Here is a 24,800-nt window from a genome sequence, read left to right as displayed (position 1 = left end):
GGAAGCCGACCCAACTCCGCAGGAGGCACCCTTTGACGCTGGTCCAGATGCAGACCCGCCCGGCGAGCGCTCACCCCGTGCACAGCACGGTGGCCGACTCCATGGACGCGGCCGGACCGCAGGTCTGGGAGGACATGACCGTGGAGGTGGCACTGTCTGTGATGGCCGCCGCCCGTACGGGTCATCTGGTCGTCTGCGACGATGACGGTCTGTGCACCGGCCTGGTCACTCGGGCCAGGCTCACGGCCGTTCGTGACAGTTCCGGATACACGGACCGGATCCGTCTGCGTGACATCGCGGACGTCATCGGGCCCTTCGCCTCGCCGCTGACCACGAGGGCCGAAGCCGAGCCTGCGATGCGCTGCCGCCGGCTCGGGGTCCTGCCCGTGGTCGACGAACACGGCAACGCTCTGGGCGTCCTCGCCCTCTCCCGCTGAACCGCTTCACGGCGGTCGGCCCCGTCTCTCCTTCTCCCCTGTGAGGCATCATGCGCTGTGTCATCGCCCGCTTCCCGTTCGAGCTGACCAAGAGCGGCGTGCTGGAATCGATGAAGGGCGTCAAGCCCGAGCCGGTCACCGGCGAGTCCGTGATCATCGGACGACGCCACTACCCCGTCAAGCAGGTCGGCCAGGTCATCACCCGCCAGGACCGCCGCGATTTCAGTGCCGGCGAAGTCCTCCGGGCCATGTCCCGGCTCGGCTTCACCTGTCGCACCCTTCCCGAGGCCGCACCCGCGCGCATCGAAAGCTCGTTGCAGCGGGCTTCCGCAATGCTCGGCACCCCCCTGTCCGTCTGACCGACGGGACAGGCGCGAGCCGAACAGAGAAGTGAGGGCCCTACCGGCGCGCGCCGGTAGGGCCCTCACTGCGTGCCGTGCCGCTCTCGGCGTGGCGGTGGGTCAGTGGGTCAGTGATCGGAGTAGCTGAAGTCGCCCACGGTCCAGGCACTGACGTCCTCGATCGCGACGCGGTACATCCCGCCCGTCTCCGGGATCCCCACCGTGCCCTGAAGGATCCGGGCGACATGGAAGTGCAGATGCGTGGGCGGCCCGTCCTTCTTCGCGGGGGTGTCGAAGACAGCGGAGAACTCGCCCAGGTGGGCGGAATCCCTCAGCACCTCCGACACCCTCTGCCTCCACACGGCTTCGGGAGCCAGGCGACCGGTGATGACAGCACCACCGGTGACCACGGTCAGGGACATCTGAGTGCTCTGCCCGGACTCCACAAGGGCGGCGATGTCAACGATCAGCTCGTCAGGCTTCGGCATGAGATCGGATTCTATGCACCGGCCCGTCCGGGCGGCTTGGGAGGTGGCACTACCGGGTAAGACGAGCGCACACGGCTTCCCCGGTGCCGCAATACAGGTCAGGGGTGCGCATGTGTGGCGCCTGCGAGCCGTGGACGGCCACCTCGATGGTGTCCGGGTGAGCCGTCAGTTCCAGTGTGCAGGTGCCCCCGCCGTGGCGCAGGGCGTTGGTGACGAGCTCGGACACGATCGAGACCGCTGTGTCCGCGGCTCCCCGGGGCATTGGTCGGCTGCCGCAGGTCTTCGAGGAAGGCTCGTGCCGTATCGCGTGCGTCGGCAACGGCCGCAGTGGAACGGACAGTTATGGCGTTGGCGGACATCGTGTTCATCAGGGTCACCCTGGTCTCCGGATCGTCCATGCCCGGCCCTTGCCCACCCGACCCCTGTGCCCCGCCCGCCACCCCGCCAACCCGTCTGAGCAACCGTGCTTGTCAGAGGGGACTGAGAATCGCGGTCGACGCGACGCGCCGGTCGGCGGCGTCACGGGAAGCCCAGCGGGCAGCTCTGGGTCTCAGCCGTACGCCGGACCTGCGCTGCAGACGGTCCCAAGCATTCGCAGACCGGCCCAAGGGGGTACCTCATCGTCGAGCGCACCAAATCTATGGTCGCTGGAGTAGACATTCGATGCTCACATGATTATGGTTTCTCTCGTAGCAGAGATCGAGCAAGGCCCGGCAGACACGAACTGCCGGGCCGTAGTACACGCATGACGGTGCGGTGGTGGAGTTTCGAAGCCAGGTTGTTGTACGACGGCGACGGGACTGACGACCGGACCGGGTGGCCCGCAGTGGTGAGGGGCCGCCGTGAACAGGACCGCAGTTGACGCGGTTGCAGTACCAGCAGTGCTGTATTGAGCGGTGCCCTCGGTGAAGGCGTCGGGCTGCGGACGCGCGTGCCGGGGAGTTCGGCAGTGGGGTTCCAAGCCAGAGCAGACGCAGGACAGGCGACGGGGCCGGCTGCCGGAGAGTGGCGCTGTGTGAGGCCACCAGCAGTTCGCGGTATCAGCAGTACAAGCAGTACGGAGTCCCCGTTTGCAAGTGATTGGTTGAGAGGAAGAACGGAGGAGTCGAGCGCCATCAGGATCGCCCGGGTGGAAGAGATGAGCCCGGGTACCGTAGGACATCGATAGGTAGGTGGTCTCCGGTCACGCATCCGCGGTCCCCGCACCCCCGTCGGCGTATCGGGCGGCTGTGCGGAAACAGAAGGCCGGCGCAGTACTAGGGTCGGCAGATGGTGTTGCAGTTCCTTCGGGGCCCTGGTGCCGTACGGCACCAGGGCCCTCCACGCGTTCCACAGAGAGGTGAGATGACAGCAGAAGAGTCGCTAGGCCGTCTCGACGACGACGACTACCCCGCCTACACGATGGGCCGGGCCGCCGAGTTGCTCGGTACCACTCCCGGCTTCCTCCGCGCCATCGGCGAAGCACGACTGATCACACCACTGCGCTCCGAGGGCGGACACCGCCGCTACTCCCGCTACCAACTGCGTATCGCGGCACGCGCGCGTGAACTCGTCGACCAGGGCACCTCGATCGAGGCCGCATGCCGGATCATCATCCTCGAAGACCAGCTCGAAGAAGCCCAGCGCATCAACGCCGAATACCGCCGCGCCGGCGGATCGTCCAATCCATCGGCCGGGGCCTGAGGTGAGCGGGCCCGCCGGGATCGGCGGGCCCTCACCCACGCGCATGGCCGGAATGTGACGCGCAGGGAGGGTCCTCGTGTCCGAACGGTTCTCCTGGCGCTTCGCTCGCCTCAGGCCCCGGTCGCGGCGCCGCCACAGCGGGTGCGGCGGCCGACAGGCTCCATACCCGAAGTTCCGGGTGGATCCATCTCGCCCTCCTCACCAACCGCCGCGAGCAAACGGTCGTTTGCCGCCTCTCCTCCAGGACATCCCCCGTACGGCCGCAGTCGCTGATCGGGCCGCGAGTGCGGCGAGCGCACCGTGCCGCAGGAGTGGATGCGCCTGCTGTTGTGGTCAGTAGGCGGCGAGGGAGATGGCGATGTAGTGCGCGGTGAAGGCTGCCACGGTCAGGGCGTGGAACACCTCGTGGAAGCCGAACCAGCGGGGCGAGGGGTCGGGGCGTTGGACGGCGTAGACCACCGCGCCCGCACTGTGGAGGAGACCGCCGGTCACTATCAGGGTGACTACGGCCGCTCCGCCGGTGTGCAGGAAGTCGGGCAGGTAACGCACCGGTGCCCACCCCAGGGCCAGGTAGCAGGGGGTGTACAGCCAGCGGGGAGCTCTGACCCACAGGACACGGAAGGCGATGCCGGCCAGCGCGCCCGTCCATACGATCCACAGCAGCAGGGTTCGCCGGTCAGGGGGGAGGAGGAGTACGGCCAGAGGGGTGCAGGTTCCGGCGGTGATCAGGAAGATGTTGGCGTGGTCGAGGCGACGCAGAACGGCCTCGCCCAGTGACCCCCAGGTGCCCAGGTGGTAGACGGCGCTCGTCCCGAACCGGAGCCAGGCGGTAACGGAGTACACGGTGCAGGCCAGGGCCGCCTGCTGCGTCCGGGTCAGGCAGATCAGGACGATGCCAGCGCTCAACGAGGTGGGGACCATCGCGGCGTGGAGCCAGCCACGCAGCTTCGGCTTGATCGGCTCGACCATGTTGGCCGCCCGCTCCACCAGGGAGGCAACTGGGTGAGGGCTCTCCCCGGCCTTGCCATGGTGTGATCCGCAGGAGAGACCGGCTGAAGTGGCCCCCTCTCCTTTCACCCGCGCGGGGGCAGCGCCTCCGCCGTCGGCGTCGTCGCGGGACACAACTTCCCGTCCTGTCTCGGACTTCTGGTCATCACTGGCAACCCTGCGGTCATGCTAGGAGCCTGCCCGCAACAGCGTTCCCGGAGGTCGGCCTCGTGCCGCCAGGCCGGCATCACCGGACGTGGCCTGCTCGGCCACCAGGTGAGCGCCGGCCCCTGCGACCTGCCACCAACTGGGCCTGCAGAAGCGGTGTAAGCCGACTGAGCATGGGAAAGATCAAGATTCCCGAGCGCGCATCTCCGCCCGCCTACGCCCAAGGACCGCCGATGCTTCCCGAGTTCCGCTCCCACGCATCCGCCCCCCTCGCACATCAGCTGGAACTGAGATTGGGACTGCCCCCACAGCTCGAAACCGGCCGTCTCGACGTGGAGCGTGTCGCCGGCATCGCGGTCCTCGCGGCGGCCCACTCCGATGGCTACGCGGCCACCGCGCACCTTCTCGGACTGCTGGCCGCGCTCCCCACCCCCACCGAGGCAGGAGAACGCTTCTGGTCGGACCTGTGGAGATCCTCGGGCACTGCCTACCTGCTGCCGACCAACATCAAGGAACTGGTGCTGCGTTCGCTGGCCGGAGAAGGAACCGGTCTGGCCGGACAGATCCTCTCGGCTGTCGACGAGATGACGCCTCCCCAGCGCGTTGCGGCCGCAGAGGTGATCGGCCAAGCGCTCACCGAGTCCGACCACCTCCCTGACCTCAAAGAACAGGTCATTGGCGAACTTTGGCTCCGGGACCTCGAACTCACCGCCTGGCGCGTCCTTCACGCGGACCACAAGTCGGCCGATCCCGCCGGACGAAACGCCTTCATCGATGCATGGACGAGTATCTGACCCGGCCGAGCGGCACGCACATGCGTCCGAAGAGCCGGTGGACGAGGGCGGCACGACTCCTCTCCACCCACCGATCGTCAGGCTTCCTCGTCGGTCCTTCACCGCCCCCTTGTCACGAGCAGCGCGCAGTCTCCCAGTCAGGGAGGACAGACGAAGAACGTGGCCTGGCCACGCCTGCCACGACGTGATCCTGCATCTGCTTCATGCAGGATCACACGCGCTTACAACGGCTAAGAGGCTGTCTCATGTGGTGAGTTTTGCGAGCTTCTTGTAGCAGGTGAGGGCGGCTGCGAGGCCGAGGAAGGCGAGGAAGTGGGAGCCCTTTCGCTCGTACCGGACGGTGAGCCGGCGGTAGCCGAACAGCCAGGCGATCGACCGCTCGATCTTCCAGCGGTGTCGGCCGAGCCGCTCGCTCGATTCGATCCCGGGACGTGCGATGCGTGGGACGAGTCCGCGTTCGCGCAGCCAGGCGAGATGTTCGGCGGAGAAGTACGCCTAATAGGCACGATGGTTGGCCGTTTGGCCGGTCGGCAGGGGCCGGAGCGGCCCGCGTCGGGAGCGGACGGCGGGTATGCCGCGGATCAGCGGCTTGAGGGCCAGGCTGTCGTGGGTGTTCGCGCCGGACACCGCGACGGCGAGCGGGATGCCCTGGGCCTCGGACAGCACATGCAGTTTGCTGCCCTTCTTGCCGCGATCGACCGGGTTCGGCCCGGTCGGCGTGCCCCCCTTTCAGCCCGGACCGAGGCGGCGTCGACGATCGCCGAGGCCCAGTCCGGTTCGCCCCGCGCACCGAGTTCGTCCAGGACCGCCCGGTGGAGCCGACGCCACAGCCCCGCCCGAACTCCGGCGCTTGAAGGCGACTTCGGCGTTGGTCGCTTTGTGCACTGCCCGGAAGACCTGTGCTTGTCCGCCCTCCTCCATGGGAAGTCGATCGAGGCGGTAGTCCTTCCGGTCACCGCGGGCCTGAGAAGCCGTCTCTCAACCGATCTTGGAACGTGCAGATCGAACGGAGTTCCTGGTCGGGTGATCTTCCGGCCGTACGCGCATGAAGGCAGGGCCTCCTGGTAGCTCGGGGGTGCGACCCCAATCCGAGCGGTTCCCGGAGGCCCTGTTGTCGTTGTTGTACGCGCCCGAGCCCGCCCACTTCAACTCGCCCGCCGTGTCGTGCGATTGCCTCGCGCACGTGTACGGCAACGCGGCCGATCATCCCGATCGGGTGCGCCGGTATCCGTCGGACATGACGGACGCGGAGTGGGCGGCCATCCGGCCGTTGCTGCCGGTGCCGGCCTGGCTCCAAGGCAGAGGCGGGCAGCCCGAGGGGTATTGCCACCGCCAGATGCTGGACGCGATCCGCTATTTGGTCGCGGGCGGGATCTCCTGGCGGGCGATGCCCGCGGACTTCCCCGCATGGGGCCGGGTCTACGCCTTCTTCCGCCGTTGGCGCGAGCACGGGCTGATCGCCGAGTTCCATGACCGGCTGCGCGGGAGGGTCCGTGAACGCGAGGGCCGCCAGGCCGAGCCCACGGCGGGGATCATCGACGCGCAGTCGGTGCGGGCCGCCGCGACGGTGCCGGCCTCCTCACGCGGCTACGACGGCGGGAAGAAGGTGCCGGGCCGCAAACGGCACATCGTGACCGACTGCCTCGGCCTGCTCCTGGTCGTCGCGGTCACCGCCGCGAACATCGGCGACCGCGACGCCGCGGCCGGCCTGCTGAGACGGCTGCGCCGCCTGCACCGCGACATCACCCTGGTCTGGGCCGACGGAGGCTACACCGGCGGCCTCGTCGACTGGTGCCGGGACAAACTCGCCCTGACCTTGGAGATCGTCAAGCGCACCGACGACATGACAGGGTTCGTGGTGCTCCCCAGACGCTGGGTGGCGGAGCGCACGTTCGCCTGGCTGATGAACTCCCGCCGTCTGGCGAGAGATTACGAGACGCTGCCCGCTTCCAGCGAGGCGATGATCCGGTGGTCGATGGTCACGCGGATGAGCCGGCGCCTGGCGCGGCCACGGGCCGCCGGCCGGCGCTGAACGCTCCCGACGTCTCCTGCAGCAGCCACCCGCGCTCCGCCAGGCGCCTGGCCTTCGAGCGCACCCCCTCGACCTTCGCCGGTGTCGTCCCCAGGCCCAGCTGAACCGCGACCTCCTTGGCCTTCGCCGGTCCCTCGCCCGCTGAGCGCCGCTCCTCCAGCACGCCCAGAATCCGCTGATAGTCCGGCGCCAGCACCGTCACCGGCAGCCCGTCCCGCCACGGCGGCACCGTCGAGCCCGGCACCGGCACGGTCGATGGCGCCCTTTCCTGCTCCGCCCCGCTCTCCGTCACCGCAGTGGACTCGGCCGCAGACACAGCCAGGGCCTCGAGCAGCTCCTCCCGCGCGATCACCCGCCGGTCCAGCTCGATCTCCGCGGCCTCCAACACCTCAGCCAGCCGAGCGGCTTCCTCCCGCAGACCCTCCACCCGCACACGGGCAGCCGCCTCCCGCTCCTCCAGCATTCCCAGCACCGACGCCACCGCGCACCCCTCGGTCATGAAGCGGACACAAGACGCCGCATCCCTCCCTCACCCCGAGCGAAACCATTCCTGACCAGCAAGGATCAACCGATCACGTTCGGTTGAGAGACGGCTTCTGAGCTCGCACCAGGTCGTACGGGCTCAGAGCACCGCTCTTGGCCGCAGACGCATGGTCGGGTGTCTGCTGAACACGGACCGGGATCGCGGGTCGTGCCTGTATCGGAATGCGGCGCCCACCGTAGACGGGGTAGCCGCTGATGGAGTCAACGGGTACGAGCGCGTAACCGTCCCGGGCCAGCAGGGTGTTGAACAGTTCCAGCAGCTCTCGCAGCTCTTCCGCATCAGTCCGCACAACGGGGTGGAGCATTTCGGAGAGGAATCGGAGGAGGATCGCGTCCGGGCCGCGGCGCAGTCCGAACCGCTCGTCGGTGAAGATCCAGTCCGGTTCCCAGTCATAGTTGTTGACGCGGTGCTGGTAGATGTCGCCCTCGGCAGTCGGGAAGCGTGAGTCGTAGCTTTCCAACGCATCCAGATCGAAAATGCGCTTGAGGAACTCCGATTCCTCCAGCCTGCCGGACCAGTCGACGTTCTGCAGTCGAAGGGTGTCGAAGAGCCGCATACGGGTGACCTCGGTGATGCGCCCCCGCTTGTCCTCGGCCGCGCGTATGTCGTGCGGCTGGAGGAGCGCCAGCCCCTCGCCGCCCTCGAACGCTTGACGCTAGTTCACGGCCGGGTCGGGAAGTGCCGGCTTGATCAGGATCCGGTCGACGGCTGACCGGCCGTTCTGACTGGCCACTTCAGCGATCGTCGGCAGCAAGTGGTCCAGGGCCTCGTCGCCGAAGCTGGGGAAGTCGACCGCGTCGATGTAGAAGACAGCAGCCCAGAAGTAGTCGTGCCAATTGGTGGCCGTCGTGTACCCGTCCTCGGTCTGCTCGAAATCCAACCTCTCAACCGCGCGGAGCAACTCCGTCGCGCCAACATCCGAGCGAGCAGCGAAGATCGCAGCAGCCTGCGCCAATACGCGCTCCCCGAGTTGCTCCTGTCCACTGTCCATCGCCTGTGCCGCCTTACGCACACAGCCGGACATGGCCCACACCTACGTCAGCAGTGCCTTGCAGCACCGGCGCGGCCAGCCGACGTCCTCCCCCACACACAACTAGTAGGGCTTTGTTAGGTACCCCGATTGATCATCGTCAGGTAGATTGTGATGTTCTGTCAGGTGTGACACCTGAGGAGATGGAGACGGTCCGCCCGCGCCTGGAGGCGTTCGCGGCGGAGATGCTCGGTTCGCTGGCGCGTCGGGACCAGCGGGCCAAGGGCGAGCTGTATCTGCGCGGGCTGATGCTGGACGGCAAGCGCAAGTCCATGCAGCCGATGGCCGAGCGCCTGGGCGTGGACCACCAGCAGCTGCAGCAGTTCGTCTCATCGTCCACCTGGGACTACTCCAAGGTCCGTGAGCGGCTGGCCCGTTGGGCTGCCGCGCACATTTCTCCCGAGGCGTACGCGATCGATGATGTCGGCTTCCCCAAGGACGGCTACGACTCACCGGGGGTGGCGCGGATGTACTGCGGCGCCCTGGGTAAGCGCGGCAACTGCCAGGTCGGCGTCAGTGTGAACCTGGTCAGTGACCGTGCGTCATCGGCTGTCGACTGGCGCCTGTCCCTGCCCGAGAGCTGGGACGACACCAAGTACGGCGAGGACGCGCTGATGGCCGAGGCGATCCGGCGCCGCCGCGCCAAGGCGGGAATCCCGGACACCGAGCGGCACCGGGAGAAGTGGCGCCTGGCGCTGGACATGCTCGACGAGGTGCGCGACAACTGGGAGTTGCCCGACCTTCCGGTCGCCGCCGACGCCGGATACGGCGACGCCACCGGCTTTCGCGAGGGCCTGACCGAGCGCGGCCTGACCTACGCGGTCGCGGTCAAAGCCACCACGACCGCGCACCCCGGCAATGCCACACCCCAACGCCCGCCGTACTCCGGGCAGGGCCGCCCTCCCGTGTCCGCCTACCCCCAACCGCACACCACCCTGCGCGCCCTGGCCCTGGCCGTCGGCCGAGCGGCCACCCGCACCGTCACCTGGCGCCAGGGCAGCAAGGCCACCAGACGCAACCCGAACGCCGAGATGCGCTCGCAGTTCCTGGCCCTGCGGGTCCGACCGGCCAACCGCACCATCCGCCGCGCCGCCGACGGCTCCCTGCCCGACTGCTGGCTGCTCGTCGAGTGGCCACCCGACTCCGCCGAGCCAACCGACTACTGGCTCTCGACGCTTCCCGCCGACACCCCACTGCGCGAACTGGTACGAATCGCCAAGATCCGATGGCGAGTTGAGCACGACTACCGCGAGCTCAAGGACGGTCTGGGCCTGGACCACTTCGAGGGCCGCAACTACCTCGGCTGGCACCGCCACGTCACCCTCGCGTCCCTCGCCCAGGCCTTCTGCACCATGCTCAGGCTCGACCCAAAAGCCCCTGCGCCGGCCTGACCCTCTACGCGGTCCTCCGCGAACTCCAGGCCCTCCTGGCCACCTGGACCGGCGCCTGCTCGATATGCGGCCAACCCGCACCAGCACCCGAACCCCACCACAGGACCTAACAAAGCCCTACTAGCCCTCCACTCAACGCGGAAGGTCAGCCAGCTTAATGACCTCCCAGTGGCTGCACGGCCAGAGTTCATCGCTGTTACCAGAATGAGGGGCCTTCGGAGCGACGAGTTGGATGCCGGGCTGCCGCCGCTCAGGAGCACAGCCTCGCGGTTACCGTCGGCGCGGTGATCGCCGCACTGTCCTCGACTGCAGCATCGGCCGCACGATGCGCCGATACGGCACCAGCGCGGGCAACCTGCTCACCTGCAAGATGGCCACCGCCAACGAGTGCCGGAACCAGCAGCCTCCTGCGAGATGTGCAGTCGCAACCGAGGCTCCCGATCCGCCCGAGCGACGGCGGGATGCGCCGACGCAAGCGCCACCCCCCTTGGCCAAACAGCTCAGCGGCGTCGTGCCCACGACGTGCCCTTCAGAACGGACAACCACGGTCAACAGCGGTACGACCAGGCCCGCGCAACGGCGCCAGCACAGCGTATCCACGCACCCATGAGGGCTGGGGCTGTCAAGGGCCGCAAACGCCCACTCCGGTGCGCTGAGGGAGGTGGCCTTCGCCGACCCAGCTGACACCGAGCGGATCAAGGCCGCCGTACTGCTCGGCTCACTGCTCCCCGCCGGCATGGCCGCGCTGCTGGTCAAACGCCGTAACAGCATCTACCGCAGGCTGTGGGAGGCGGAGCACCTCGACGAGGACGCCGACGGCATCCCCGACATCTACCAGCGCGGCACGCGCCCCATCCGTGCCCGACGCCGCCGGTGACGGCTGAGGACCGACAGCCCGCCGCAGGAGACGGCCACGGCCGGTGACTGTAGGCGCACGACCGCCACCGGCGTGCGGCCTCCGCCGCGCGGCTGATGGCCGCCGCGGCGACCGTCGGTGACGCGCGCACGGCCGACCGGCTGATGGCCGATGAGGAGGCGACCGGCGACGTCACCGACGCCCGAAGCGCGGAGGATGCTTGGGAGACGGACGGCGGGGCCTGGGCACCACCGCCGCACTCCCGCCACGGAGCGCGACGGCCCTTGCCCTCGGGCCGAGGGAGTCGAGGCCCACGGAGACCGCTCACCATGGCAGCGATCCTCGCCATGACCGCGGCCCGGTCGCAGTGAGCCGGAACCGCCCTGATCCGCCCGGCTCAGCACTCGCAGTGAGGAACGGACCCGCGGACCTGCGCTACAACGACGCCATGCCGGGGATCGGCCGCCGGAGCCGCGGGGAGCGCCACCGTGATGCCCGTCAGGGAAGGAGCAGCCCGGGTTGCCGGTCCTCCACGGCTGCGTGAGCGTAGGTGATCGGAGAGTGAGGAAAGTGACAGGGAATGGGACGGCGGAATGGTCGGTGTGCTGCATCAACTGGCGCGACCCGTGTGGCAGGGAGCCGGGCGGCTGACCACGCCGTTACTGCCCGACGACTTTCTGGCGGTCGTCGATCCCCTGTGGTCGGCCAGGTGGCCGACGGGCCGGGTGGAGGCGGTCCGGACGGAGACGGCGGACGCGACGACGCTCGTGGTGCGGGCGGGGCGCGGCTGGTCGGGGCATCGCGCGGCGGGTCAGTACGTGCCGGTGGGAGTGGGCATCGACGGCGTACTGCACTGGCGGACGTACTCGATCACGACCCCGCCGGACGGCTCCGGGCGTTTCGCCATCACGGTGCGGGGGGTCCCGGACGGGCGGGTGTCGCCGCACCTGGCCCACCGGGTCCGGCCCGGGGAAATCCTGCGCCTCGGTCCTGTCCAGGGGGATTTCGTGCTGCCCGACCCGCCGCCGGCGCGCCTGCTGTTGCTGACCGGCGGTATTGGCATCACTCCCGTGGTGGCCATGCTGCGCGCACTCGCCGGGCGCAGGGGCCGCCGCCCGGACACCGTGCTGGTGCACAGCGCGCCGGACGCCGACCGAGTGGTCTTCGGCGGTGAGCTGCGTGCCATGGCAGCCCGCGAGAGCTGGTTCGCGCTGTACGAACACCACACCCGCCGGGAAGGGCGGTTGGATCGGGTGCGCCTGGGCGCTCTGTGCCCTGACTGGGATAAGCGCGAGGCCTGGGCCTGCGGCCCGGAAGGGCTGCTCGCGTTCGCCGAGCGGGCCTGGCGCGACGCGGATGCCCGGCGCCGGCTGCATCTGGAGCGGTTCCGGCCGCTGTCACCGGCCGCGCCGGGCAGTGGATCGGGCGGGCACGGCGGGCGGGTGCGCTTCACCCGCAGCGGTGTAGAGACGGACGCCGGCTCCGCCACGTCCCTGCTGGCCGTGGGCGAGGCGGCGGGTGTCGTCATGCCCAGCGGCTGCCGTATGGGCATCTGCCACAGCTGCGTCAGCCCGCTGTCCGCCGGCCGGGTCCGCGATCTGCGGACCGGCGACGTACACGGCGAGCCGGGCGATCTGATCCAGACCTGCGTGTCGGCCGCCTGTGGACCCGTGCACATCGACCTGTAGAAACCATCTGTGGAGCCTCAAGCCTTTAGAAAGGGGAGAACCAGTGGCCGCTGCGCTTGCTCTTGCGCCGCACGAAGCCGACGCCTTCGGGCAGGAACTGGACCGCATCCGCGCCGAGGTGCTGGCCGAGCGCGGCGCCGAGGACGCCCACTACATCCGCACACTCATCACCGTGCACCGCGCCCTGGAAGCCGGTGGCCGGGCCGCGCTGACCGTGTCCCTGCTTCCGCCCGCCTGGCTGGCCGGAACGGCGATGCTCACCACCGCCAAGATCCTGGAGAACATGGAGCTGGGCCACAACATCCTGCACGGCCAGTGGGACTGGATGCGCGACCTGGCCATCCACTCCACCACCTGGGAGTGGGACTTCCCCACCCCGGCCGCCGCCTGGAAGCACACCCACAACGACCTGCACCACACCTGGACCAACGTGGTGGGCCGGGACCGGGACCTGGGCTACGTGGCCATGCGGATGAGCGCAGACCAGCGCTGGCACCCCGTCCATCTCCTTCAGCCCCTGTACGGCGGGCCGCTGCTGGCACCGCTCTTCGAGTGGGCCATCGCGCTGTACGACCTGGAGCCCGAGGCCGTCGTCCAGGGCCGCAAGCCGCTGCGCGCGTTCCTGGACGACCTCGCAGGTGCGGCCCGCAAGGCGGCACGGCAATCCGCCAAGGACTACGTCCTCTTCCCGCTGCTGGCCGGCCCGTCCGCCCTTCCCTGCCTGCTCGGCAACCTCACCGCCAATGTCACCCGCAACATCTGGGCGCACACCGTCATCTTCTGCGGCCACTTCCCCGCCGGCGCGGAATCCTTCACCGAGGACGAGATCGAGGGCGAGTCGCGCGGCGAGTGGTACGTACGGCAGGCACTCGGCTCGGCGAACATCGACGGCGGCCCTCTCCTGCACATCCTCACCGGCAACCTCAGCCACCAGATCGAGCACCACCTCTTCCCCGACCTGCCCAGCAACCGATATGCCCAGATCGCTCCCCGGGTGCGCAAGCTGTGCGAGAAGTACGGCATCCCGTACACCACCGGCCCGCTGCTGCGCCAGTACGCCTCCACCTGGGCCCGCATCTGGCGCATGGCGCTCCCGTAACACCCCCCGTACGAGCCGGTTCGCCGACGCACGGGGCCCCGTGGCCCGCACCGGGGCCCGCGGCCTGTCGGTCCGGCGCTGGGCGGTCACCCGGGGCCCTCCGTCTCCGGTTTCGCTACCTCTTCTGGTTCATCCGCTGCGGGACGGGTGCGGTGCCTGGCCCGACACGCAGCAGTCCGGGCCTCGTCGTGTGGCCGTCGCGTGTGGCGCTCATGCTGTGTGGTGCCGGGCGACGATACGGGTGACCGTGACGGTGACGGTGGCCGCTTCCGGGAAGCCGTGTGCGGCGAGGTGGGAGATGACAGCGGCCCGTACCTGGTTGTGGACGTTCCGGGCCGTGTCCGACGCCCTGTGGCCTTCAGCCAGGACGCAGCGCACCTCGATGTGCCATCCCGGGCCGTCCGGCGCCCGGTCGGTGCGGACGCCCGCCTCGGACGGGGTGCGTTCAGCTGTTGTCTCCGGTCGCGTAGGCGAGGCGGCCGCCGCGAGGCGGTGAGCGAGGCGGGGCTGCAGGCCGGCCACGCCGGGAACCGCGAGGGCCGCCTCGGCCGCGACGCCGAGGAGAGTGGTCGCGTCGGTGGCAGCCATCACGTACCACCGCCTGTGGGGTGACCGGAGCCCGCGGGGCTGAGGGGCAAGAACGGCTCCAGCACGTCGACCACGATGATGTCGACGGCCGTCACGGCCAGCCCCAGAGCTTGGTCGGCGGTATTGATGACCGATCGGCGTACCTGATGAACCTTGTCGGGCAGCGGGCGGTCGAGGGCGGCGGCCAGGGTCATGGTCACCTGCACGCCGGTGCCCTCACCCGCGGGTACGAGCCGGCAGGTCGCGGCCCGCGCACCGGGCACCGTGTCCGCGGCCTGCCGCAGCACTTTCGCCGCGGCGCTCTCGGCGATCCTCAGATCCAGGTCGGTGTCGGCCAGTGGCAGCAGCCGTCCGAGGCGGACCTCGGCCCTGACGACGCTCATGACCCGGTCGGCGAGTGCCTGCAGGCCGGGCGGGTCCTTGGCGCGCATCGCCCGCGTGGCCGCGTTCACCGTGGCCAGTCCCTCGACGGCCTCGCGGCAGTGGGGACATGACACGGTGTGCGGATCCGCGGCCGGCGCCGCGTCCTGTGCCTGTTCCCAGGCCCGGCTGAGCAGGCGGCCGCAGGGCAGTACCTCGTCACCTGCGAGCGGGGCCGCGTCATCGACGGCTGGGATGTTGCGAGGCCCGTCGGTTCCGGGCGGTTCGGAAGGCCGCGCGTGCGAGTCGTCTAGCGCCATGGGGCCATCGCCTCCTTCAGGGACCGGCGTGCCCTGAACAGTCTGCCGCGCACCGTCTGCTCACTGGTCTGTGTCACGTGGGCGATCTCCTTGTAGGGCAGGCCCTGCAGTTCCCGCAGGATCCAGCAGACACGCTGTCCGGCGTCCAGCTCGCCGAGCGCGCGGGCCAGGGCGGCCGTGGCCGCGTTCTGCTCTGCGGCCCGGGCGGGCGAGCTCCACTCGTCGACCGTTGCGGCTTCGGCAACGGCGTCCAAGGAGAGGGGCGGAAGTCGGCGGCGTCGCATGGTCAGGCAACGGTTGACGGTGATCCGGTACATCCAGGTGCGGAACTGCGCACCGTGGCGGTATTCCGGCAGTCGCCGCCAGGCGCTGACGAAGGCGTCCTGAACAGCGTCCTCGGCGTCCTGGGCGTTGCCGAGCATGCAACGGGCCAGGGCCAGGAGGGGCCGGCTGTGCCGCTGGACGAGAACAGCGAAGGAGTCCTCGTCTCCTTCGGCCGCCCGCACGACCAGCAGTCCGTCCGGCAGGTCGCATCCCAGCGGTGGGAAACCGGTCTGCTCGATCATGCCGCTCCTGCTCACGGCTCGGGACGAACGTGTACCCCACCGCATTCAATGTGATGCAGGTCACATTAAATGCGCGTGAGAAGCCGACCGCCCCGTATGTCCAACTTTGCGACGGGTATCACGCCGGTGCCCGACCGACCGATCGAGGCGACCGCCATGACGGACAACAGCACCAGCGTCGGCAAGGGCAGCCCGCCCGACGGAGACACGAGCGCGCTGCAGGGCCGTACCGGGGCCGGGGCTCCGGCGGAGACACGGGGAAAGACCACCATCGCGGACGGCGTGGTGGCCAAGATCGCGGGCATGGCCGCCCGCGAGATACCGGGCATCCACAACCTCGGAGCGGGGATGGCCCGCGCCATCGGCGCCGTGCGGGAGCGCGTCCCGGGCGGAGGCGGCGGCGTCACACGAGGGGTGAAGGTCGAGGTAGGAGAGCGCCAGGCCGCCGTGGACCTGGACGTCGTCGTCGAGTACGGCGTCTCCATCGTCGATGTCGCCGGTGACGTGCGCAGCAACGTGATCAGCGCCGTGGAGCGGATGACGGGACTGGAGGTCGTCGAGGTGAACATCGCCGTCGATGACGTCCACCTCCCTGATGAGGAGGAAGAGTCCGAACCGGGTGAGGGCCGCGTGAGGTGACCCGGCCGTGATTCACGGCCGCGTCCCGGCGTGAGCGGGTGATCACATGGATGGCGCTCGCGAGACGGGTGAGTGAGTGATGAACACAGCGACTACGGGCCTGGCGGCCGGCATGGCCCTGGGCTTCGCCGGTTACTTCGGCGGCTTCTGGGCGTTCCTGCTCGTTCTGGTCCTGGGCGCGGCGGGTTTGATCGTCGGCCTCGTCCTGCAGGGTGACCTCGAACTTCCCGCACGGAGGCAGCGGTGAGTGCCCCACCCGGCTCCGCCGGACCGCCCGGCACCGCGCGCAGCCCATCGCCGCGGGCCGTCGACCTGCCACCCCCGGCCGATCGGGGCGCCACCGTCATCCCCGACAAGGTGGTCGCCCGTATCGCCACCCAGGCCGCACGTGCGGCTCAGTCCAGGCGTGCCGCCCTACCGCCTGACCGGAGCGGATCGGCAGCGCCGAGCGCCTCCGCTGCCGCCCATACCGGATCGGTGCGCCTGCACCTGGCCCTGGATTTGCCCTATCCCACCGACATCCCCCGCGTCTGTGAGCGGATACAGCACGACGTCGCCGAGCGGGTGGCTCAGCTGACCGGCCTGCACGTAGCAGAAGTCACCCTCACCATCCGGCGACTGGTAAGCGTCACCCACGCGAACCGGGGACGGGTCCGGTGAACCACCGCGCTCGGTCGCCCGACATGCCGCACACGAAGGAGGACCGGAATGACACCCGACCCGGGACCTCCCGGCCGCAGCTCCGCACCACCGGTGCACCGTGACACGGTGTCATCGGCGAACCAGCCGACCGAGTCCGAACCGCCCGAACGCGACGCGCCCCAGCCGAACACGGCAGCGGGCGACCACAACGGACAGCACACGACCCACCGCCCATGGTCCGCGCGCCGCCTTCCGGCTGCCCTGGTCGCGTCGGCGATTCTCGTGGCGGCAGGCGCGGCACTGTCCGATGTCGTCGCCGTACGGGCCGGACGCCAGGCAGCAGCCTGGCGAAAGCACCTGGCCGACGAACTGGCCACTCGTCCGGTGGACGACGTGTGGATGCTCACGGGAGCCGCCGTGGCTGCTGCCGTCGGCGTCTGGCTGATCACCCTGGCACTCACCCCCGGCCTACGGCGCCTGCTGCCTCTGCGATCCCCTCCCGGCTGTCCCCCGCCCCACCTGCGGGCCTCACTGGACCGCGACGGCGCTGCCGCTCTGCTGCGCGACGCCGCCATGCGGGTCCCAGGCGTCAGCACGGCTCACATCCGGGTCCGTCGCCATCGCATCAAAGCCCGCGCGGACATCCGCTTCCGCGACCCTGAGCAGGTCAAGGACGACCTCTCCGCCGTCCTCAACGAGGAACGCGACCGGCTCGCCCTGTCCCATCCTCCCCGCATCGTCGTACGTGTACGGCAACGCACCGCCTGACGACACCCAGCACCGGAGCCCGCACCATGACGCCGCGACCCGTGCTCAACCGCATCCTGCTGGCCCTCACCGGACTGGTACTGCTCGGCGGCGGCCTGCTGATCATGGCCGCCGGGCTCGACCTCTACCGGCGACACGACCTGGCGCCGCCCGCCGGCTGGCCCCTGACCACCCCGGACGACATCCTGCTCAGCTCCGCCGACCGGGCACGCTGGAGCAGCCAGGGCTGGTGGTGGTGGCCCGCAGTCATCGCCGCCCTTACTCTCATCACCCTGCTCGCCCTGTGGTGGCTGCTCGCCCAACTGCGCCGACGTCACCCTGGCGCAATGCCCGTCGGCGGCACACCACCGCAGGACGGCGTCGAACTGCGCGACCGCGCGCTCAGCGACGCGATCGCCACCGAGGCCGGCGCCCTGCCCGGCGTCCAGCAGGCGAACGTCCGCATCACAGGTCGACCTGCCCACCCACGCACCCACATCACCCTCACCCTCACCCCTCAGGGAACACCCGGCGCTGCCCTCAACGCCCTCTGCGAGGGGCCGCTGCGCACCGCCCACCAGTCCACCGGCTCCCCTCACATGCCCACCGAGGCCCAGCTGTGCGTCGCTCGCCACAAACCCCACCGCGCGCGATAGAGCCGAGGCAACCGCTTGCAGCCGGACTTGCCCCTGGGGCACAGGGCTCGGGAGGCCGACCACCACTATTCCCCCTTCCCTCCAGAACCCTCGCAGTTCACAGTGGAACAGGAACTACTCCCCAGGGGAGGCGTCATGATCATCCTGGGCATCATTCTGCTCGTCATCGGCTTCGTCACCGGCATATCCATCCTGTGGACCATCGGGATCGTCCTGGCAGTCATCGGAGCAATCCTGTGGGTCCTCGGCGCAATGGGACGCGCCGTCGCCGGACGACGCCACTACTGGTGACCGGCCAAGAACCGCGCCGCCGAGGGCGTGCAAAGGCCGGGTTCGGGGCCCCGAGGAGCCGCACCGTTTTCAAGCACCGAGGGACCTGGGAAACAGGGCGGTGAGCTCATCGGGTCAAATGCCACGGTTGGAGCAATGGATCGGGCGGATCGGGCGGCAGTTGCACGCTGCTCTGATCGGTCGGGCAGCGTCGGGAGTTCGTGTGCACAGACCTTTCGTGAGCATCCATCAGAGCGTCTGTCATGACCACCTTCGCGCCGAGGGAACGCATGGCCTTCCTGCCCACGGACCGGTCGGAGGGGTTCGGTGAGGAGCTTCTGGGCCTCGAGCGCGAAGCAGCGAGTCGCGCGGTCCCGCCACCGCCCCGGAAACCGCTTCGTGGCACTGCTCGCGTCCAAGGCGCGCTGCCGACGTCGCGGCATGAACGCCTACATCACGCAATGTCGGCATCATTCCCTTGAGACGGGCCCAGCACGGTCGGCGGGCGGTTCCCCGACCGTCCCCCGTCGGCTCCTCCTGGACGATTCGCCGGGGCCCGCATGAGCGAATGCACATGCGGCCGGCTCGTGCGTGCCGAGCGCGAGCGGAGAGCAACCGTTCCCCGCCACCCGGACACACGCCGGAGCAGGTCGTACGCCGAAGGCTGCCGTACGCCGCCGACCGGCTCGGCGACGACCACTACCCGTACCCGTCGTACACCATGGGCAGTAGGCAAGGTCGCCGAGCTGATCGGTGCCAAGTCGGGGAACCATCGATCCACTGGTGTGTCGGTCTGCCGATGCGCCCGCGGTCTTCGGCGAGGGTTTCCATGACTGGAGGGGCGGCGTGGTGGAAGGTGTGGGAGATGAGGGGCGGTGGTCGACGGCCGAGCCGGGTTTCTGGCAGCAGGTCGTCGGGCAGTTGGGCACGGCCCTGATCGTGGTGGACCCCGCCGGACGGATTCTCGCGGTCAACCCGGCCGCCGAGCGGCTGCTGGGCCGCGCCGCTGCGGCGATGCGCGGGGAGGACGCACACGACCTGCTGCACCGGGATGCGGACGGCGGCAGGATCCCCCGGGAGCAGTGCCCGCTGCTGCGGGCCGTGGCCGAGAGGGCCGAGGCGCGGGGGGAGGGCGACATCTGTCTGCGCGGTGACGGTCGCCTGATCGCGATCTCCTGGTCCGCTTCTCCCCTGACGGACGACGGCGCCTTCATGGGCATGGCCGTGCTGTTCACCGACGCCGCCAGCGACCGCAGCGCGCGTCGGGAGCGTGCGGCCTATACACGTGCTCTGGAGGACCTCACCGAGCGGCTGACGCTGGTCGCGGAGATCACCGACGTGCTCGGTCAGACGCTGGAGACCGATGAGGCCCTCGCCCGGCTGGGCCGCCTGCTGGTTCCCCGCCTCGCCGACTGGGCGGCGGTGGACCTCCGGGTCGGTTCCGGACAGGTCCACCGTGTGGCGGTGACGGGTCCCGAGGGCCGGGACGCTGCACAGGAGGACTGGCGCGAGCGCCTTCCCGAGGCCGGGGAGGAGGCCCGCTCCCCTCTGGTCCAGGTGCTGAAGGGCGGTGATCCCGTCCTGCAGCGCGAGGCGGACGTGGCCGCACCGACCGCCTCTGCCCTGGCCGCCGTCCACAGCGGCTTCCTGCGGGCCGTCGGCGCGACGTCCGCCGTCACGGTGCCGCTGGGCTCCCGGCGGCAGATCACCGGCGCCCTGACGCTGGTGCGCACGGACCCGGCGCACCCCTTCGACGCCGACGACCTGAAAGTGGTGAGCGACATCGGCCGCCGGGTCGGCCTGGTCATCGACAACGCCCGCCGCTTCGGCCGCCAGCGCGCCGTCGCCGAGGCCATGCAGCGCAACCTGCTCGCCCCGCTGCCCCAGCCCGGCCGCCTGCGGCTGGCCGCCCGCTACCAGCCCGCCCCGGCCGGCTCCCAGGTCGGCGGCGACTGGTACGACGCGTTCGAGCGGAAGGACGGCACGCTCGCGCTGGTCATCGGCGACGTCGTGGGCCACGACCTGACCGCGGCGGCCGGCATGGCGCAACTGCATGGCATCCTGCGCTCACTGGCCTGGGACCACAGCGGCCCGCCCGGCGCCGTCGTCGACCGCCTCGACGACGCCATGCCCGCCATCACCACCGTCCCCATGGCCACCCTCGTCCTCGCCCTGCTCGAAGGCAGCCTGCACACCGGCCCGTGGACGCTGCGGTGGACCAGCGCGGGGCATCCGCCGCCCCTCCTGCTGACCCAGGACGGACAGGCGCAGTACCTCGAAGCGGGACAGGGACTCCTCCTCGGCGCCCCTCCGGGCACCGGCGGGAGCCGGCCGAGCGCCGCGCAGTCCCTGCCGCCGGGTTCCACCCTGCTGCTCTACACCGACGGCCTGATCGAGATGCCCGGCAGCGACCTGGACACCGGCCTCGCCCGTCTGCGCCGCCACGCCCTCGCTCTCGCCCACGAACCGCTGGACACTCTGTGCGACCAACTGCCCGCCCGCATGCCGCCCGGCAGCACCGACGACGTGGCCCTCCTCGCCCTGCGCCTGCCGTCGCCGTGAGAGCCGTGACCGCCGTGACCGCCGTGACGCGGGACGTGGTGCACAGGTGCTCAGGTGCTCAGGTCTCGAGGACCAGGACGCGGAACGGGCCGGGCAGGGCCGTCCGAGGTGTGTCGCCTTCGATGTACCGCCACCCCCAGGACCGCAGCGCCTCGACGGTCCTGTGGTCGGAGCGGTTCACCAGCGTGACGGCGACGGCGGCACCGTGGTCGGTGAGCAACCGTTTCTGCAGGCGCCGGGCGAGGTTCCAGGCACGGTCCTGGTTCTGCCTGCGTACGCGGGACGGAACGTGGATCCCGGAGATCACGAAGAGGCTTCCGGAGGCGGCGAGCCGGAGCAGCCTCCCCGGAAGGTATCCGTCGAAGCCCTCCCACCAGGGACCGTCGCCGCGTACGGGGAAACCGTAGGCGCATCCGGTCAGCGCGGTGGTCTCCGCGATCAGCAACTCGAATCCCGGTCGCCGTACGTCGGCCGCCAGCCGCCGCAGGAAGGCGCCGCGGGCTTGGTTCCACGCCCAGGGGCCGCCGCCGGACGTCTCCGCGTACAGATCGCCCAGTTCCTGCAGATGGTCCTCTATCTGACGCCGGGTCAACGGACGGACGCGTTGCCCCTCTCGGGGCGAGGAGCCTCGTTCCGGCCTCGACGGGCCGGGCTTCCGCGTACCGCGCCGGTCCGGGCCGGCGGGCCACCCAAGGAGTTCTGTGGTCGTCGGCGGAACCGGCACGTTCACGGTCATGAGGCAAGCCCTGCCCCGGGCACGGGCGGATCCGGCCCGGCGTCGTCGGTCGCCGAGAGCGGCACCGGTGTCGGAGCCGGCGCGCGACATGCCCTCGGTGTCTTCAACCGTACTCCCGGGGCCGCGCCCCCCCTTGTGGACCGACGATGGCCGAGAACGCCGAGGCGGGTACGGCGGATCCGTCCGCTCCCCATCGGACGGGGGCGCGCGGGAGTACGGTGGACGTACCGAGGGCATGTCGCACACCGGCTCCCGCGCCGGTCTCGTCCTCGGCGAGACACTTCGCCGGAAGCCCCCGCGCAGCGCAGCAGTTTCCGGAGACAGGTCAGCACGATGGCCTCGGCCTTCGATACGTTCCCCGCCGCCGACGCGTGCTTCTCCCGAGCGCTTCTCGCGTTCGACCGACCGTCAGGCCGTGACCGCCATGGACATCGCCCTCACCGTCGCCGCGTTCCTCGTGCTCATCGCCGGCGGAGCGTACGTGATCCACCGGCTCAACTCCGCACACGGCGAAAGGATCGCCTTGCATCCCTACAGCCGCTTCCTTCCCGGCCGCCCAGCCGCCGCCGACCGCGCTGCCGGCACCACCGCGCCGCCCCCACCGCACTCCGCCCCGTCCGCCGCGCACGAACGCCGCGACCATCGCGACGGCGGCCGGGGACGCTTCCGACCGCGCCGCCACCGGGACCGGACCACGCACAACAAGCTGAATGCCGCAGGGCGTTGAGGCCGAGATGCCCCACAGGACAGAGATCACATCCATGCACGCGTCGCCCCGCCGCAGCCACGGCACCGGCAGCACACACGGCACAGGCGAAGATCCGCCGGCGTACGAGACCGCGGACGGTGATCCCCCCGTGGGCGGACTCGCGGAGGTCCGCATCATCGCCGCCAGCCCCGACATCGCCCAACGTGTGGCGCAGCTGCTGCGCCGGAACTTCCGCTGCGACGAGCCACGCAGCTACCCCGCGGGCCCCGACGGGCGCGACACCTTGCTCCATCTCACCGTCGACACCGGGGACGTCGCCGCAGAACCCTCCGTCGAGTCGCCCTGGCTGACCACCAGCCACACCCAGGCACGACGCGCCCACACCGACGAGCCGGGCTGACCCCGGCCCACCGCAGCACCGGCAGTCGTACGACGGCCGCCCGAGGACAGGAACCGCGACCATGAACCCGCCCACCGGCACAGGCCCACCGCCCAGGGCCGGCGACCGCGCCCCGGCCCACCCGGAACGCACCTCACCGCGCCCTGCCCGGCTCGCCCTGCGCCCGCCGACCTTCCCGCCCGGTCCCGTATGCGGCGCCTGGTGGCCCCGTACCGACGACCTGATGACCGAACTGCCCGCGCTCACCGAGGCGTTCGACGCGACGCGAGGACGCGTGTCGCGCATGGCGTCCCACCGCGACACCTGGCCGGCGGCGCCCTGCGACCTGCCCGTGATCGGGCACACGGTGAAGGCCGCGTGGTTCGCGTCCGGTTTCGACCCGCACATGATCCGACTCTTCTCGTACGGCGTCGGACGCTGGGACCTGCTCGTCGTCCCGCCCCGGACTGAGACCGCCACGGCCGCGCGGCTCATGGCCGCGGCGGCCGACCCCGCGCTCCACCTCACCGCGAGCGAGCTCCTGGCGGCCGAGCGACGCCTCCACGCCGAGGACGAGGCCGTACGCGAGCAGGGGCAGATGGAGCAGTGGGAAGACGAGGGCGGAGCACCGAGGCGCCCCTCGGCCCCGCTCTCCCCTCCCGCAACTGTTACGGTCCGTGACCCCCTTTTCGCTTCCCGCCAGATACGCTGAAGGGACCGAGGGCACGACGCACACCGGTTACGGACCGGCTTTCACTCCCGGCGCACCACGACACCGGGCGGTTCATCGCCCAGGACTGGTTCCGCATCATGACAGCTTCTGCCGCCCGCCCTCGATCCGGACGTCCTGTCACCGCGTTCGCGCAGGCGACCAGCACCCAGTCGGCACACCGCCCCATCCCCAGCGGTGCAGGAGAGCGTGGCCTCACCTGACGGCCGCTGCAGACCGGCGACCGCGTACGCCCGTCCCTCCACGTCACAACAGCAGCCGAGCACCCGGCCGCGCCTCCCCGGCCTCTCGTCTCGGCCCGCGAGAGGAATCCCCTTCACCGAGGCCGAGGAGCCCCGTCATGCCGTTCGATTCTTCCGCGACCGTTCCCTCACCGGCAGCGGTCCCGCCGGATCCCGCCCGCCCGCCTCAGGGGTACGACGGAACAGCGCCCTTCCCGTCCGACGGCCCGGCGCCCGCCCGCGGCGGCGCCGAGCTCGTGTACGTGACGGTGACGGCGGCGATCGTCGTCCTGCCGTTCCTGGCGCTCGGCGCGGCTGGCTGGTGACTGTGGGGAAGCCTCATCCGTCCCGCCGACATCGTCCTCGCGCTCTTCCTCTACACGGTCACGGGCCTCGGCGTCACCGTCGGCTTCCACCGCGGCCTGACGCACGGTGGTTACCGTGCCGCCCGGCCCGTGCGCATCGCGCTGGCGATGGCCGGATCGATGAGCTTCCAGGGCGACGTGATCAGCTGGGTCGCCACGCACCGCCGCCACCACGCCTTCACGGACCGGCCCGGCGACCCGCACTCCCCGTACCGCTACGGCACCCATCTGCGCGGCCAGTTGCGCGGACTGCTGCACGCCCACGTCGGCTGGCTGTTCCGCAACGACCCGACGCCCGCCGACCGGTATGCCCCGACCTGCTGGCCGACCGCGACATGCGCGCCGTCGCCCGCGCCTTCCCGGCCCTGTGCGTCCTCACGCTCGCACTGCCGTTCGCGATCGGCTGGGCGATCGGCGGCACCTGGGTACACGCGCTGACCGCCGCGCTATGGGCGGGCCTCGTCCGCATCGCCCTGCTCCATCACGTGACGTGGAGCGTCAACTCCCTGTGCCATGTGCTGGGCAAGCGGCCCTTCCGTACCCGGCGCCACGACCGGGCCACCAACCTGTGGCCGCTGGCCCTGCTCTCCTTCGGCGAGAGCTGGCACAACCTCCACCACGCCGACCCCACCAGCGCCCGGCACGGCGTCGACCGGGGCCAGATCGACCCGTCGGCCGCCGTCATCCGCCTCCTCGAACGCCTCGGCTGGGTGTCCGACGTGCGCTGGCCCACGTCGAACCGCCTCGCCGCCCGCCGCGCCTGATCCGAACC

Annotated in this window: 30 protein-coding genes and 3 pseudogenes; 21 read left to right on the top strand and 12 right to left on the bottom strand. The window is 70.4% G+C overall.

Going from position 1 to position 24,800, the window contains the following annotated elements; translation table 11 throughout:
• The first annotated feature begins 32 nt into the window (after positions 1 to 32).
• Both ACKTSN_RS43040 and ACKTSN_RS43035 read left to right on the top strand, forming a co-directional pair.
• On the top strand, positions 33 to 437 hold the full coding sequence (locus tag ACKTSN_RS43040) for a CBS domain-containing protein (RefSeq protein ID WP_409474029.1): 405 nt from the start codon (positions 33 to 35) through the stop codon (positions 435 to 437).
• 50 nt (positions 438 to 487) lie between these two features.
• Positions 488 to 796, top strand: coding sequence for an SCO5918 family protein (locus ACKTSN_RS43035; protein ID WP_409474028.1), 309 nt, complete (start codon positions 488 to 490; stop codon positions 794 to 796).
• A gap of 110 nt (positions 797 to 906) precedes the next feature.
• On the opposite strand, the gene ACKTSN_RS43030 is transcribed toward ACKTSN_RS43035, so the two are convergent.
• Positions 907 to 1,266 carry a hypothetical protein gene (locus ACKTSN_RS43030; protein ID WP_409474027.1) on the bottom strand — a complete coding sequence of 120 codons (360 nt, stop codon included), beginning with the start codon at positions 1,264 to 1,266 and terminating at the stop codon, positions 907 to 909.
• A 79-nt stretch (positions 1,267 to 1,345) separates the two neighbouring features.
• Positions 1,346 to 1,634, bottom strand: a pseudogene (locus tag ACKTSN_RS43025) (ATP-binding protein); the annotation flags it as partial.
• Between the two features lie 976 nt (positions 1,635 to 2,610).
• Between ACKTSN_RS43025 and ACKTSN_RS43020 the strand changes: the two are divergent.
• Complete coding sequence (locus ACKTSN_RS43020; RefSeq protein ID WP_409474026.1) at positions 2,611 to 2,949, top strand: MerR family transcriptional regulator; 339 nt, start codon at positions 2,611 to 2,613, stop codon at positions 2,947 to 2,949.
• 333 nt (positions 2,950 to 3,282) lie between these two features.
• On the opposite strand, the gene trhA is transcribed toward ACKTSN_RS43020, so the two are convergent.
• The gene (trhA, locus tag ACKTSN_RS43015) at positions 3,283 to 3,918 is read right to left on the bottom strand and encodes a PAQR family membrane homeostasis protein TrhA (RefSeq protein ID WP_409474025.1); all 636 of its coding nucleotides are present in this window, start codon (positions 3,916 to 3,918) and stop codon (positions 3,283 to 3,285) included.
• Between the two features lie 359 nt (positions 3,919 to 4,277).
• Here trhA and ACKTSN_RS43010 point away from each other — a divergent pair, with 359 nt between their 5' ends.
• A complete protein-coding gene (locus ACKTSN_RS43010; RefSeq protein WP_409474024.1) occupies positions 4,278 to 4,898 on the top strand; it encodes a hypothetical protein in 621 nt (206 codons plus the stop codon).
• 243 nt (positions 4,899 to 5,141) lie between these two features.
• Here ACKTSN_RS43010 and ACKTSN_RS43005 read toward each other — a convergent pair whose 3' ends face one another.
• Together ACKTSN_RS43005 and ACKTSN_RS43000 are read right to left on the bottom strand one after the other, a co-directional pair.
• Positions 5,142 to 5,321, bottom strand: a complete 180-nt coding sequence (locus ACKTSN_RS43005) for a transposase (protein ID WP_409475066.1) — start codon at positions 5,319 to 5,321, stop codon at positions 5,142 to 5,144.
• A gap of 72 nt (positions 5,322 to 5,393) precedes the next feature.
• Positions 5,394 to 5,585 (bottom strand): annotated as a pseudogene (locus tag ACKTSN_RS43000) (hypothetical protein); the annotation flags it as partial.
• A 388-nt stretch (positions 5,586 to 5,973) separates the two neighbouring features.
• Between ACKTSN_RS43000 and ACKTSN_RS42995 the strand changes: the two are divergent.
• Positions 5,974 to 6,930 carry an IS5 family transposase gene (locus ACKTSN_RS42995; protein WP_409467219.1) on the top strand — a complete coding sequence of 319 codons (957 nt, stop codon included), beginning with the start codon at positions 5,974 to 5,976 and terminating at the stop codon, positions 6,928 to 6,930.
• On the opposite strand, the gene ACKTSN_RS42990 is transcribed toward ACKTSN_RS42995, so the two are convergent.
• The 3 genes from ACKTSN_RS42990 to ACKTSN_RS42980 all read right to left on the bottom strand — a co-directional run bounded on the left by ACKTSN_RS42990 (position 6,878) and on the right by ACKTSN_RS42980 (position 8,498).
• Positions 6,878 to 7,429 carry a hypothetical protein gene (locus ACKTSN_RS42990; RefSeq protein ID WP_409467218.1) on the bottom strand — a complete coding sequence of 184 codons (552 nt, stop codon included), beginning with the start codon at positions 7,427 to 7,429 and terminating at the stop codon, positions 6,878 to 6,880. The two genes, ACKTSN_RS42995 and ACKTSN_RS42990, sit on opposite strands and share 53 nt — an antisense overlap.
• A gap of 73 nt (positions 7,430 to 7,502) precedes the next feature.
• A complete protein-coding gene (locus tag ACKTSN_RS42985) occupies positions 7,503 to 8,048 on the bottom strand; it encodes a hypothetical protein (RefSeq protein WP_409475065.1) in 546 nt (181 codons plus the stop codon).
• Between the two features lie 81 nt (positions 8,049 to 8,129).
• Positions 8,130 to 8,498: a hypothetical protein gene (locus ACKTSN_RS42980; protein ID WP_409474023.1), complete on the bottom strand. Its 369-nt coding sequence runs from the start codon at positions 8,496 to 8,498 to the stop codon at positions 8,130 to 8,132.
• Positions 8,499 to 8,632: 134 nt separating this feature from the next.
• Here ACKTSN_RS42980 and ACKTSN_RS42975 point away from each other — a divergent pair, with 134 nt between their 5' ends.
• The 4 genes from ACKTSN_RS42975 (at position 8,633) to ACKTSN_RS42960 (ending at position 13,538) form a co-directional block, all read left to right on the top strand.
• The gene (locus tag ACKTSN_RS42975; RefSeq protein ID WP_409474022.1) at positions 8,633 to 9,895 is read left to right on the top strand and encodes an IS701 family transposase; all 1,263 of its coding nucleotides are present in this window, start codon (positions 8,633 to 8,635) and stop codon (positions 9,893 to 9,895) included.
• Between the two features lie 661 nt (positions 9,896 to 10,556).
• Positions 10,557 to 10,772, top strand: coding sequence for a hypothetical protein (locus tag ACKTSN_RS42970; RefSeq protein WP_409474021.1), 216 nt, complete (start codon positions 10,557 to 10,559; stop codon positions 10,770 to 10,772).
• 572 nt (positions 10,773 to 11,344) lie between these two features.
• The gene (locus tag ACKTSN_RS42965) at positions 11,345 to 12,439 is read left to right on the top strand and encodes a ferredoxin reductase (protein ID WP_409474020.1); all 1,095 of its coding nucleotides are present in this window, start codon (positions 11,345 to 11,347) and stop codon (positions 12,437 to 12,439) included.
• 43 nt (positions 12,440 to 12,482) lie between these two features.
• Positions 12,483 to 13,538, top strand: a complete 1,056-nt coding sequence (locus tag ACKTSN_RS42960) for a fatty acid desaturase family protein (protein ID WP_409474019.1) — start codon at positions 12,483 to 12,485, stop codon at positions 13,536 to 13,538.
• 210 nt (positions 13,539 to 13,748) lie between these two features.
• Here the strand turns inward: ACKTSN_RS42960 and ACKTSN_RS42955 are convergent, their stop codons facing one another.
• The 3 genes from ACKTSN_RS42955 to ACKTSN_RS42945 are packed head-to-tail and all read right to left on the bottom strand — an operon-like array spanning position 13,749 to position 15,372.
• Positions 13,749 to 14,126: a hypothetical protein gene (locus tag ACKTSN_RS42955; protein ID WP_409474018.1), complete on the bottom strand. Its 378-nt coding sequence runs from the start codon at positions 14,124 to 14,126 to the stop codon at positions 13,749 to 13,751.
• Positions 14,126 to 14,806, bottom strand: a complete 681-nt coding sequence (locus tag ACKTSN_RS42950; protein ID WP_409474017.1) for a hypothetical protein — start codon at positions 14,804 to 14,806, stop codon at positions 14,126 to 14,128. The genes ACKTSN_RS42955 and ACKTSN_RS42950 overlap by 1 nt, the downstream gene beginning before the upstream one ends.
• A complete protein-coding gene (locus tag ACKTSN_RS42945) occupies positions 14,797 to 15,372 on the bottom strand; it encodes an RNA polymerase sigma factor (protein ID WP_409474016.1) in 576 nt (191 codons plus the stop codon). The genes ACKTSN_RS42950 and ACKTSN_RS42945 overlap by 10 nt, the downstream gene beginning before the upstream one ends.
• Before the next feature lie 156 nt (positions 15,373 to 15,528).
• On the opposite strand from ACKTSN_RS42945, the gene ACKTSN_RS42940 reads away from it, so the two are divergent.
• From ACKTSN_RS42940 to ACKTSN_RS42910, 7 genes are all read left to right on the top strand, one after another.
• Positions 15,529 to 16,011, top strand: a complete 483-nt coding sequence (locus ACKTSN_RS42940; protein ID WP_409475064.1) for an Asp23/Gls24 family envelope stress response protein — start codon at positions 15,529 to 15,531, stop codon at positions 16,009 to 16,011.
• Between the two features lie 79 nt (positions 16,012 to 16,090).
• Positions 16,091 to 16,258, top strand: a complete 168-nt coding sequence (locus ACKTSN_RS42935) for a hypothetical protein (protein WP_409474015.1) — start codon at positions 16,091 to 16,093, stop codon at positions 16,256 to 16,258.
• Positions 16,255 to 16,671: an Asp23/Gls24 family envelope stress response protein gene (locus ACKTSN_RS42930; protein ID WP_409474014.1), complete on the top strand. Its 417-nt coding sequence runs from the start codon at positions 16,255 to 16,257 to the stop codon at positions 16,669 to 16,671. Before ACKTSN_RS42935 ends, ACKTSN_RS42930 begins: the two co-directional genes overlap by 4 nt.
• A gap of 48 nt (positions 16,672 to 16,719) precedes the next feature.
• Positions 16,720 to 17,421 (top strand): DUF6286 domain-containing protein, encoded by a 702-nt coding sequence (locus tag ACKTSN_RS42925; protein ID WP_409474013.1) that lies wholly within the window; start codon positions 16,720 to 16,722, stop codon positions 17,419 to 17,421.
• A 26-nt stretch (positions 17,422 to 17,447) separates the two neighbouring features.
• The gene (locus tag ACKTSN_RS42920) at positions 17,448 to 18,056 is read left to right on the top strand and encodes an alkaline shock response membrane anchor protein AmaP (protein ID WP_409474012.1); all 609 of its coding nucleotides are present in this window, start codon (positions 17,448 to 17,450) and stop codon (positions 18,054 to 18,056) included.
• 135 nt (positions 18,057 to 18,191) lie between these two features.
• The gene (locus ACKTSN_RS42915) at positions 18,192 to 18,347 is read left to right on the top strand and encodes a DUF6131 family protein (protein WP_409474011.1); all 156 of its coding nucleotides are present in this window, start codon (positions 18,192 to 18,194) and stop codon (positions 18,345 to 18,347) included.
• An 825-nt stretch (positions 18,348 to 19,172) separates the two neighbouring features.
• The gene (locus ACKTSN_RS42910) at positions 19,173 to 20,888 is read left to right on the top strand and encodes a SpoIIE family protein phosphatase (RefSeq protein ID WP_409474010.1); all 1,716 of its coding nucleotides are present in this window, start codon (positions 19,173 to 19,175) and stop codon (positions 20,886 to 20,888) included.
• A gap of 58 nt (positions 20,889 to 20,946) precedes the next feature.
• Here the strand turns inward: ACKTSN_RS42910 and ACKTSN_RS42905 are convergent, their stop codons facing one another.
• Positions 20,947 to 21,480, bottom strand: coding sequence for a hypothetical protein (locus ACKTSN_RS42905; RefSeq protein ID WP_409474009.1), 534 nt, complete (start codon positions 21,478 to 21,480; stop codon positions 20,947 to 20,949).
• A gap of 568 nt (positions 21,481 to 22,048) precedes the next feature.
• Here ACKTSN_RS42905 and ACKTSN_RS42900 point away from each other — a divergent pair.
• The 5 genes and pseudogenes from ACKTSN_RS42900 to ACKTSN_RS42880 all read left to right on the top strand — a co-directional run bounded on the left by ACKTSN_RS42900 (position 22,049) and on the right by ACKTSN_RS42880 (position 24,792).
• On the top strand, positions 22,049 to 22,351 hold the full coding sequence (locus tag ACKTSN_RS42900) for a hypothetical protein (protein ID WP_409475063.1): 303 nt from the start codon (positions 22,049 to 22,051) through the stop codon (positions 22,349 to 22,351).
• A 7-nt stretch (positions 22,352 to 22,358) separates the two neighbouring features.
• Positions 22,359 to 22,733 carry a hypothetical protein gene (locus tag ACKTSN_RS42895; protein ID WP_409474008.1) on the top strand — a complete coding sequence of 125 codons (375 nt, stop codon included), beginning with the start codon at positions 22,359 to 22,361 and terminating at the stop codon, positions 22,731 to 22,733.
• A 61-nt stretch (positions 22,734 to 22,794) separates the two neighbouring features.
• Complete coding sequence (locus ACKTSN_RS42890) at positions 22,795 to 23,424, top strand: DUF5994 family protein (protein WP_409474007.1); 630 nt, start codon at positions 22,795 to 22,797, stop codon at positions 23,422 to 23,424.
• Between the two features lie 358 nt (positions 23,425 to 23,782).
• Positions 23,783 to 23,989, top strand: a complete 207-nt coding sequence (locus tag ACKTSN_RS42885) for a hypothetical protein (protein ID WP_409474006.1) — start codon at positions 23,783 to 23,785, stop codon at positions 23,987 to 23,989.
• Positions 23,990 to 24,792: pseudogene (locus tag ACKTSN_RS42880) on the top strand (acyl-CoA desaturase).
• The last annotated feature ends 8 nt before the right edge of the window (positions 24,793 to 24,800 follow it).

The sequence above is a fragment of the Streptomyces flavusporus genome (assembly GCF_046267975.1).
In the GTDB taxonomy this organism is placed as follows: Bacteria; Actinomycetota; Actinomycetes; order Streptomycetales; family Streptomycetaceae; genus Streptomyces; species Streptomyces flavusporus.
This window is presented reverse-complemented; position numbering and strand designations above follow the sequence as displayed.

What these genes read in the sequence shown, in the direction of transcription:
- ACKTSN_RS42895 (WP_409474008.1), top strand. Translation starts at nt 22,359, where the DNA reads ATGCCCCACAGGACAGAGATCACATCCATGCACGCGTCGCCCCGCCGC.
- ACKTSN_RS42940 (WP_409475064.1), top strand. Translation starts at nt 15,529, where the DNA reads ATGACGGACAACAGCACCAGCGTCGGCAAGGGCAGCCCGCCCGACGGA.
- ACKTSN_RS42965 (WP_409474020.1), top strand. Translation starts at nt 11,345, where the DNA reads ATGGTCGGTGTGCTGCATCAACTGGCGCGACCCGTGTGGCAGGGAGCC.
- ACKTSN_RS42955 (WP_409474018.1), bottom strand. Translation starts at nt 14,126, where the DNA reads ATGGCTGCCACCGACGCGACCACTCTCCTCGGCGTCGCGGCCGAGGCG.
- ACKTSN_RS42920 (WP_409474012.1), top strand. Translation starts at nt 17,448, where the DNA reads ATGACGCCGCGACCCGTGCTCAACCGCATCCTGCTGGCCCTCACCGGA.
- ACKTSN_RS43010 (WP_409474024.1), top strand. Translation starts at nt 4,278, where the DNA reads ATGGGAAAGATCAAGATTCCCGAGCGCGCATCTCCGCCCGCCTACGCC.
- ACKTSN_RS42885 (WP_409474006.1), top strand. Translation starts at nt 23,783, where the DNA reads ATGCCGTTCGATTCTTCCGCGACCGTTCCCTCACCGGCAGCGGTCCCG.
- ACKTSN_RS42980 (WP_409474023.1), bottom strand. Translation starts at nt 8,498, where the DNA reads ATGTCCGGCTGTGTGCGTAAGGCGGCACAGGCGATGGACAGTGGACAG.
- ACKTSN_RS43020 (WP_409474026.1), top strand. Translation starts at nt 2,611, where the DNA reads ATGACAGCAGAAGAGTCGCTAGGCCGTCTCGACGACGACGACTACCCC.
- ACKTSN_RS42890 (WP_409474007.1), top strand. Translation starts at nt 22,795, where the DNA reads ATGAACCCGCCCACCGGCACAGGCCCACCGCCCAGGGCCGGCGACCGC.
- ACKTSN_RS42900 (WP_409475063.1), top strand. Translation starts at nt 22,049, where the DNA reads ATGGACATCGCCCTCACCGTCGCCGCGTTCCTCGTGCTCATCGCCGGC.
- ACKTSN_RS42950 (WP_409474017.1), bottom strand. Translation starts at nt 14,806, where the DNA reads ATGGCGCTAGACGACTCGCACGCGCGGCCTTCCGAACCGCCCGGAACC.
- ACKTSN_RS43030 (WP_409474027.1), bottom strand. Translation starts at nt 1,266, where the DNA reads ATGCCGAAGCCTGACGAGCTGATCGTTGACATCGCCGCCCTTGTGGAG.
- ACKTSN_RS42925 (WP_409474013.1), top strand. Translation starts at nt 16,720, where the DNA reads ATGACACCCGACCCGGGACCTCCCGGCCGCAGCTCCGCACCACCGGTG.
- ACKTSN_RS42915 (WP_409474011.1), top strand. Translation starts at nt 18,192, where the DNA reads ATGATCATCCTGGGCATCATTCTGCTCGTCATCGGCTTCGTCACCGGC.
- ACKTSN_RS42935 (WP_409474015.1), top strand. Translation starts at nt 16,091, where the DNA reads ATGAACACAGCGACTACGGGCCTGGCGGCCGGCATGGCCCTGGGCTTC.
- ACKTSN_RS42945 (WP_409474016.1), bottom strand. Translation starts at nt 15,372, where the DNA reads ATGATCGAGCAGACCGGTTTCCCACCGCTGGGATGCGACCTGCCGGAC.
- ACKTSN_RS42990 (WP_409467218.1), bottom strand. Translation starts at nt 7,429, where the DNA reads ATGACCGAGGGGTGCGCGGTGGCGTCGGTGCTGGGAATGCTGGAGGAG.
- trhA (WP_409474025.1), bottom strand. Translation starts at nt 3,918, where the DNA reads ATGGTCGAGCCGATCAAGCCGAAGCTGCGTGGCTGGCTCCACGCCGCG.
- ACKTSN_RS43035 (WP_409474028.1), top strand. Translation starts at nt 488, where the DNA reads ATGCGCTGTGTCATCGCCCGCTTCCCGTTCGAGCTGACCAAGAGCGGC.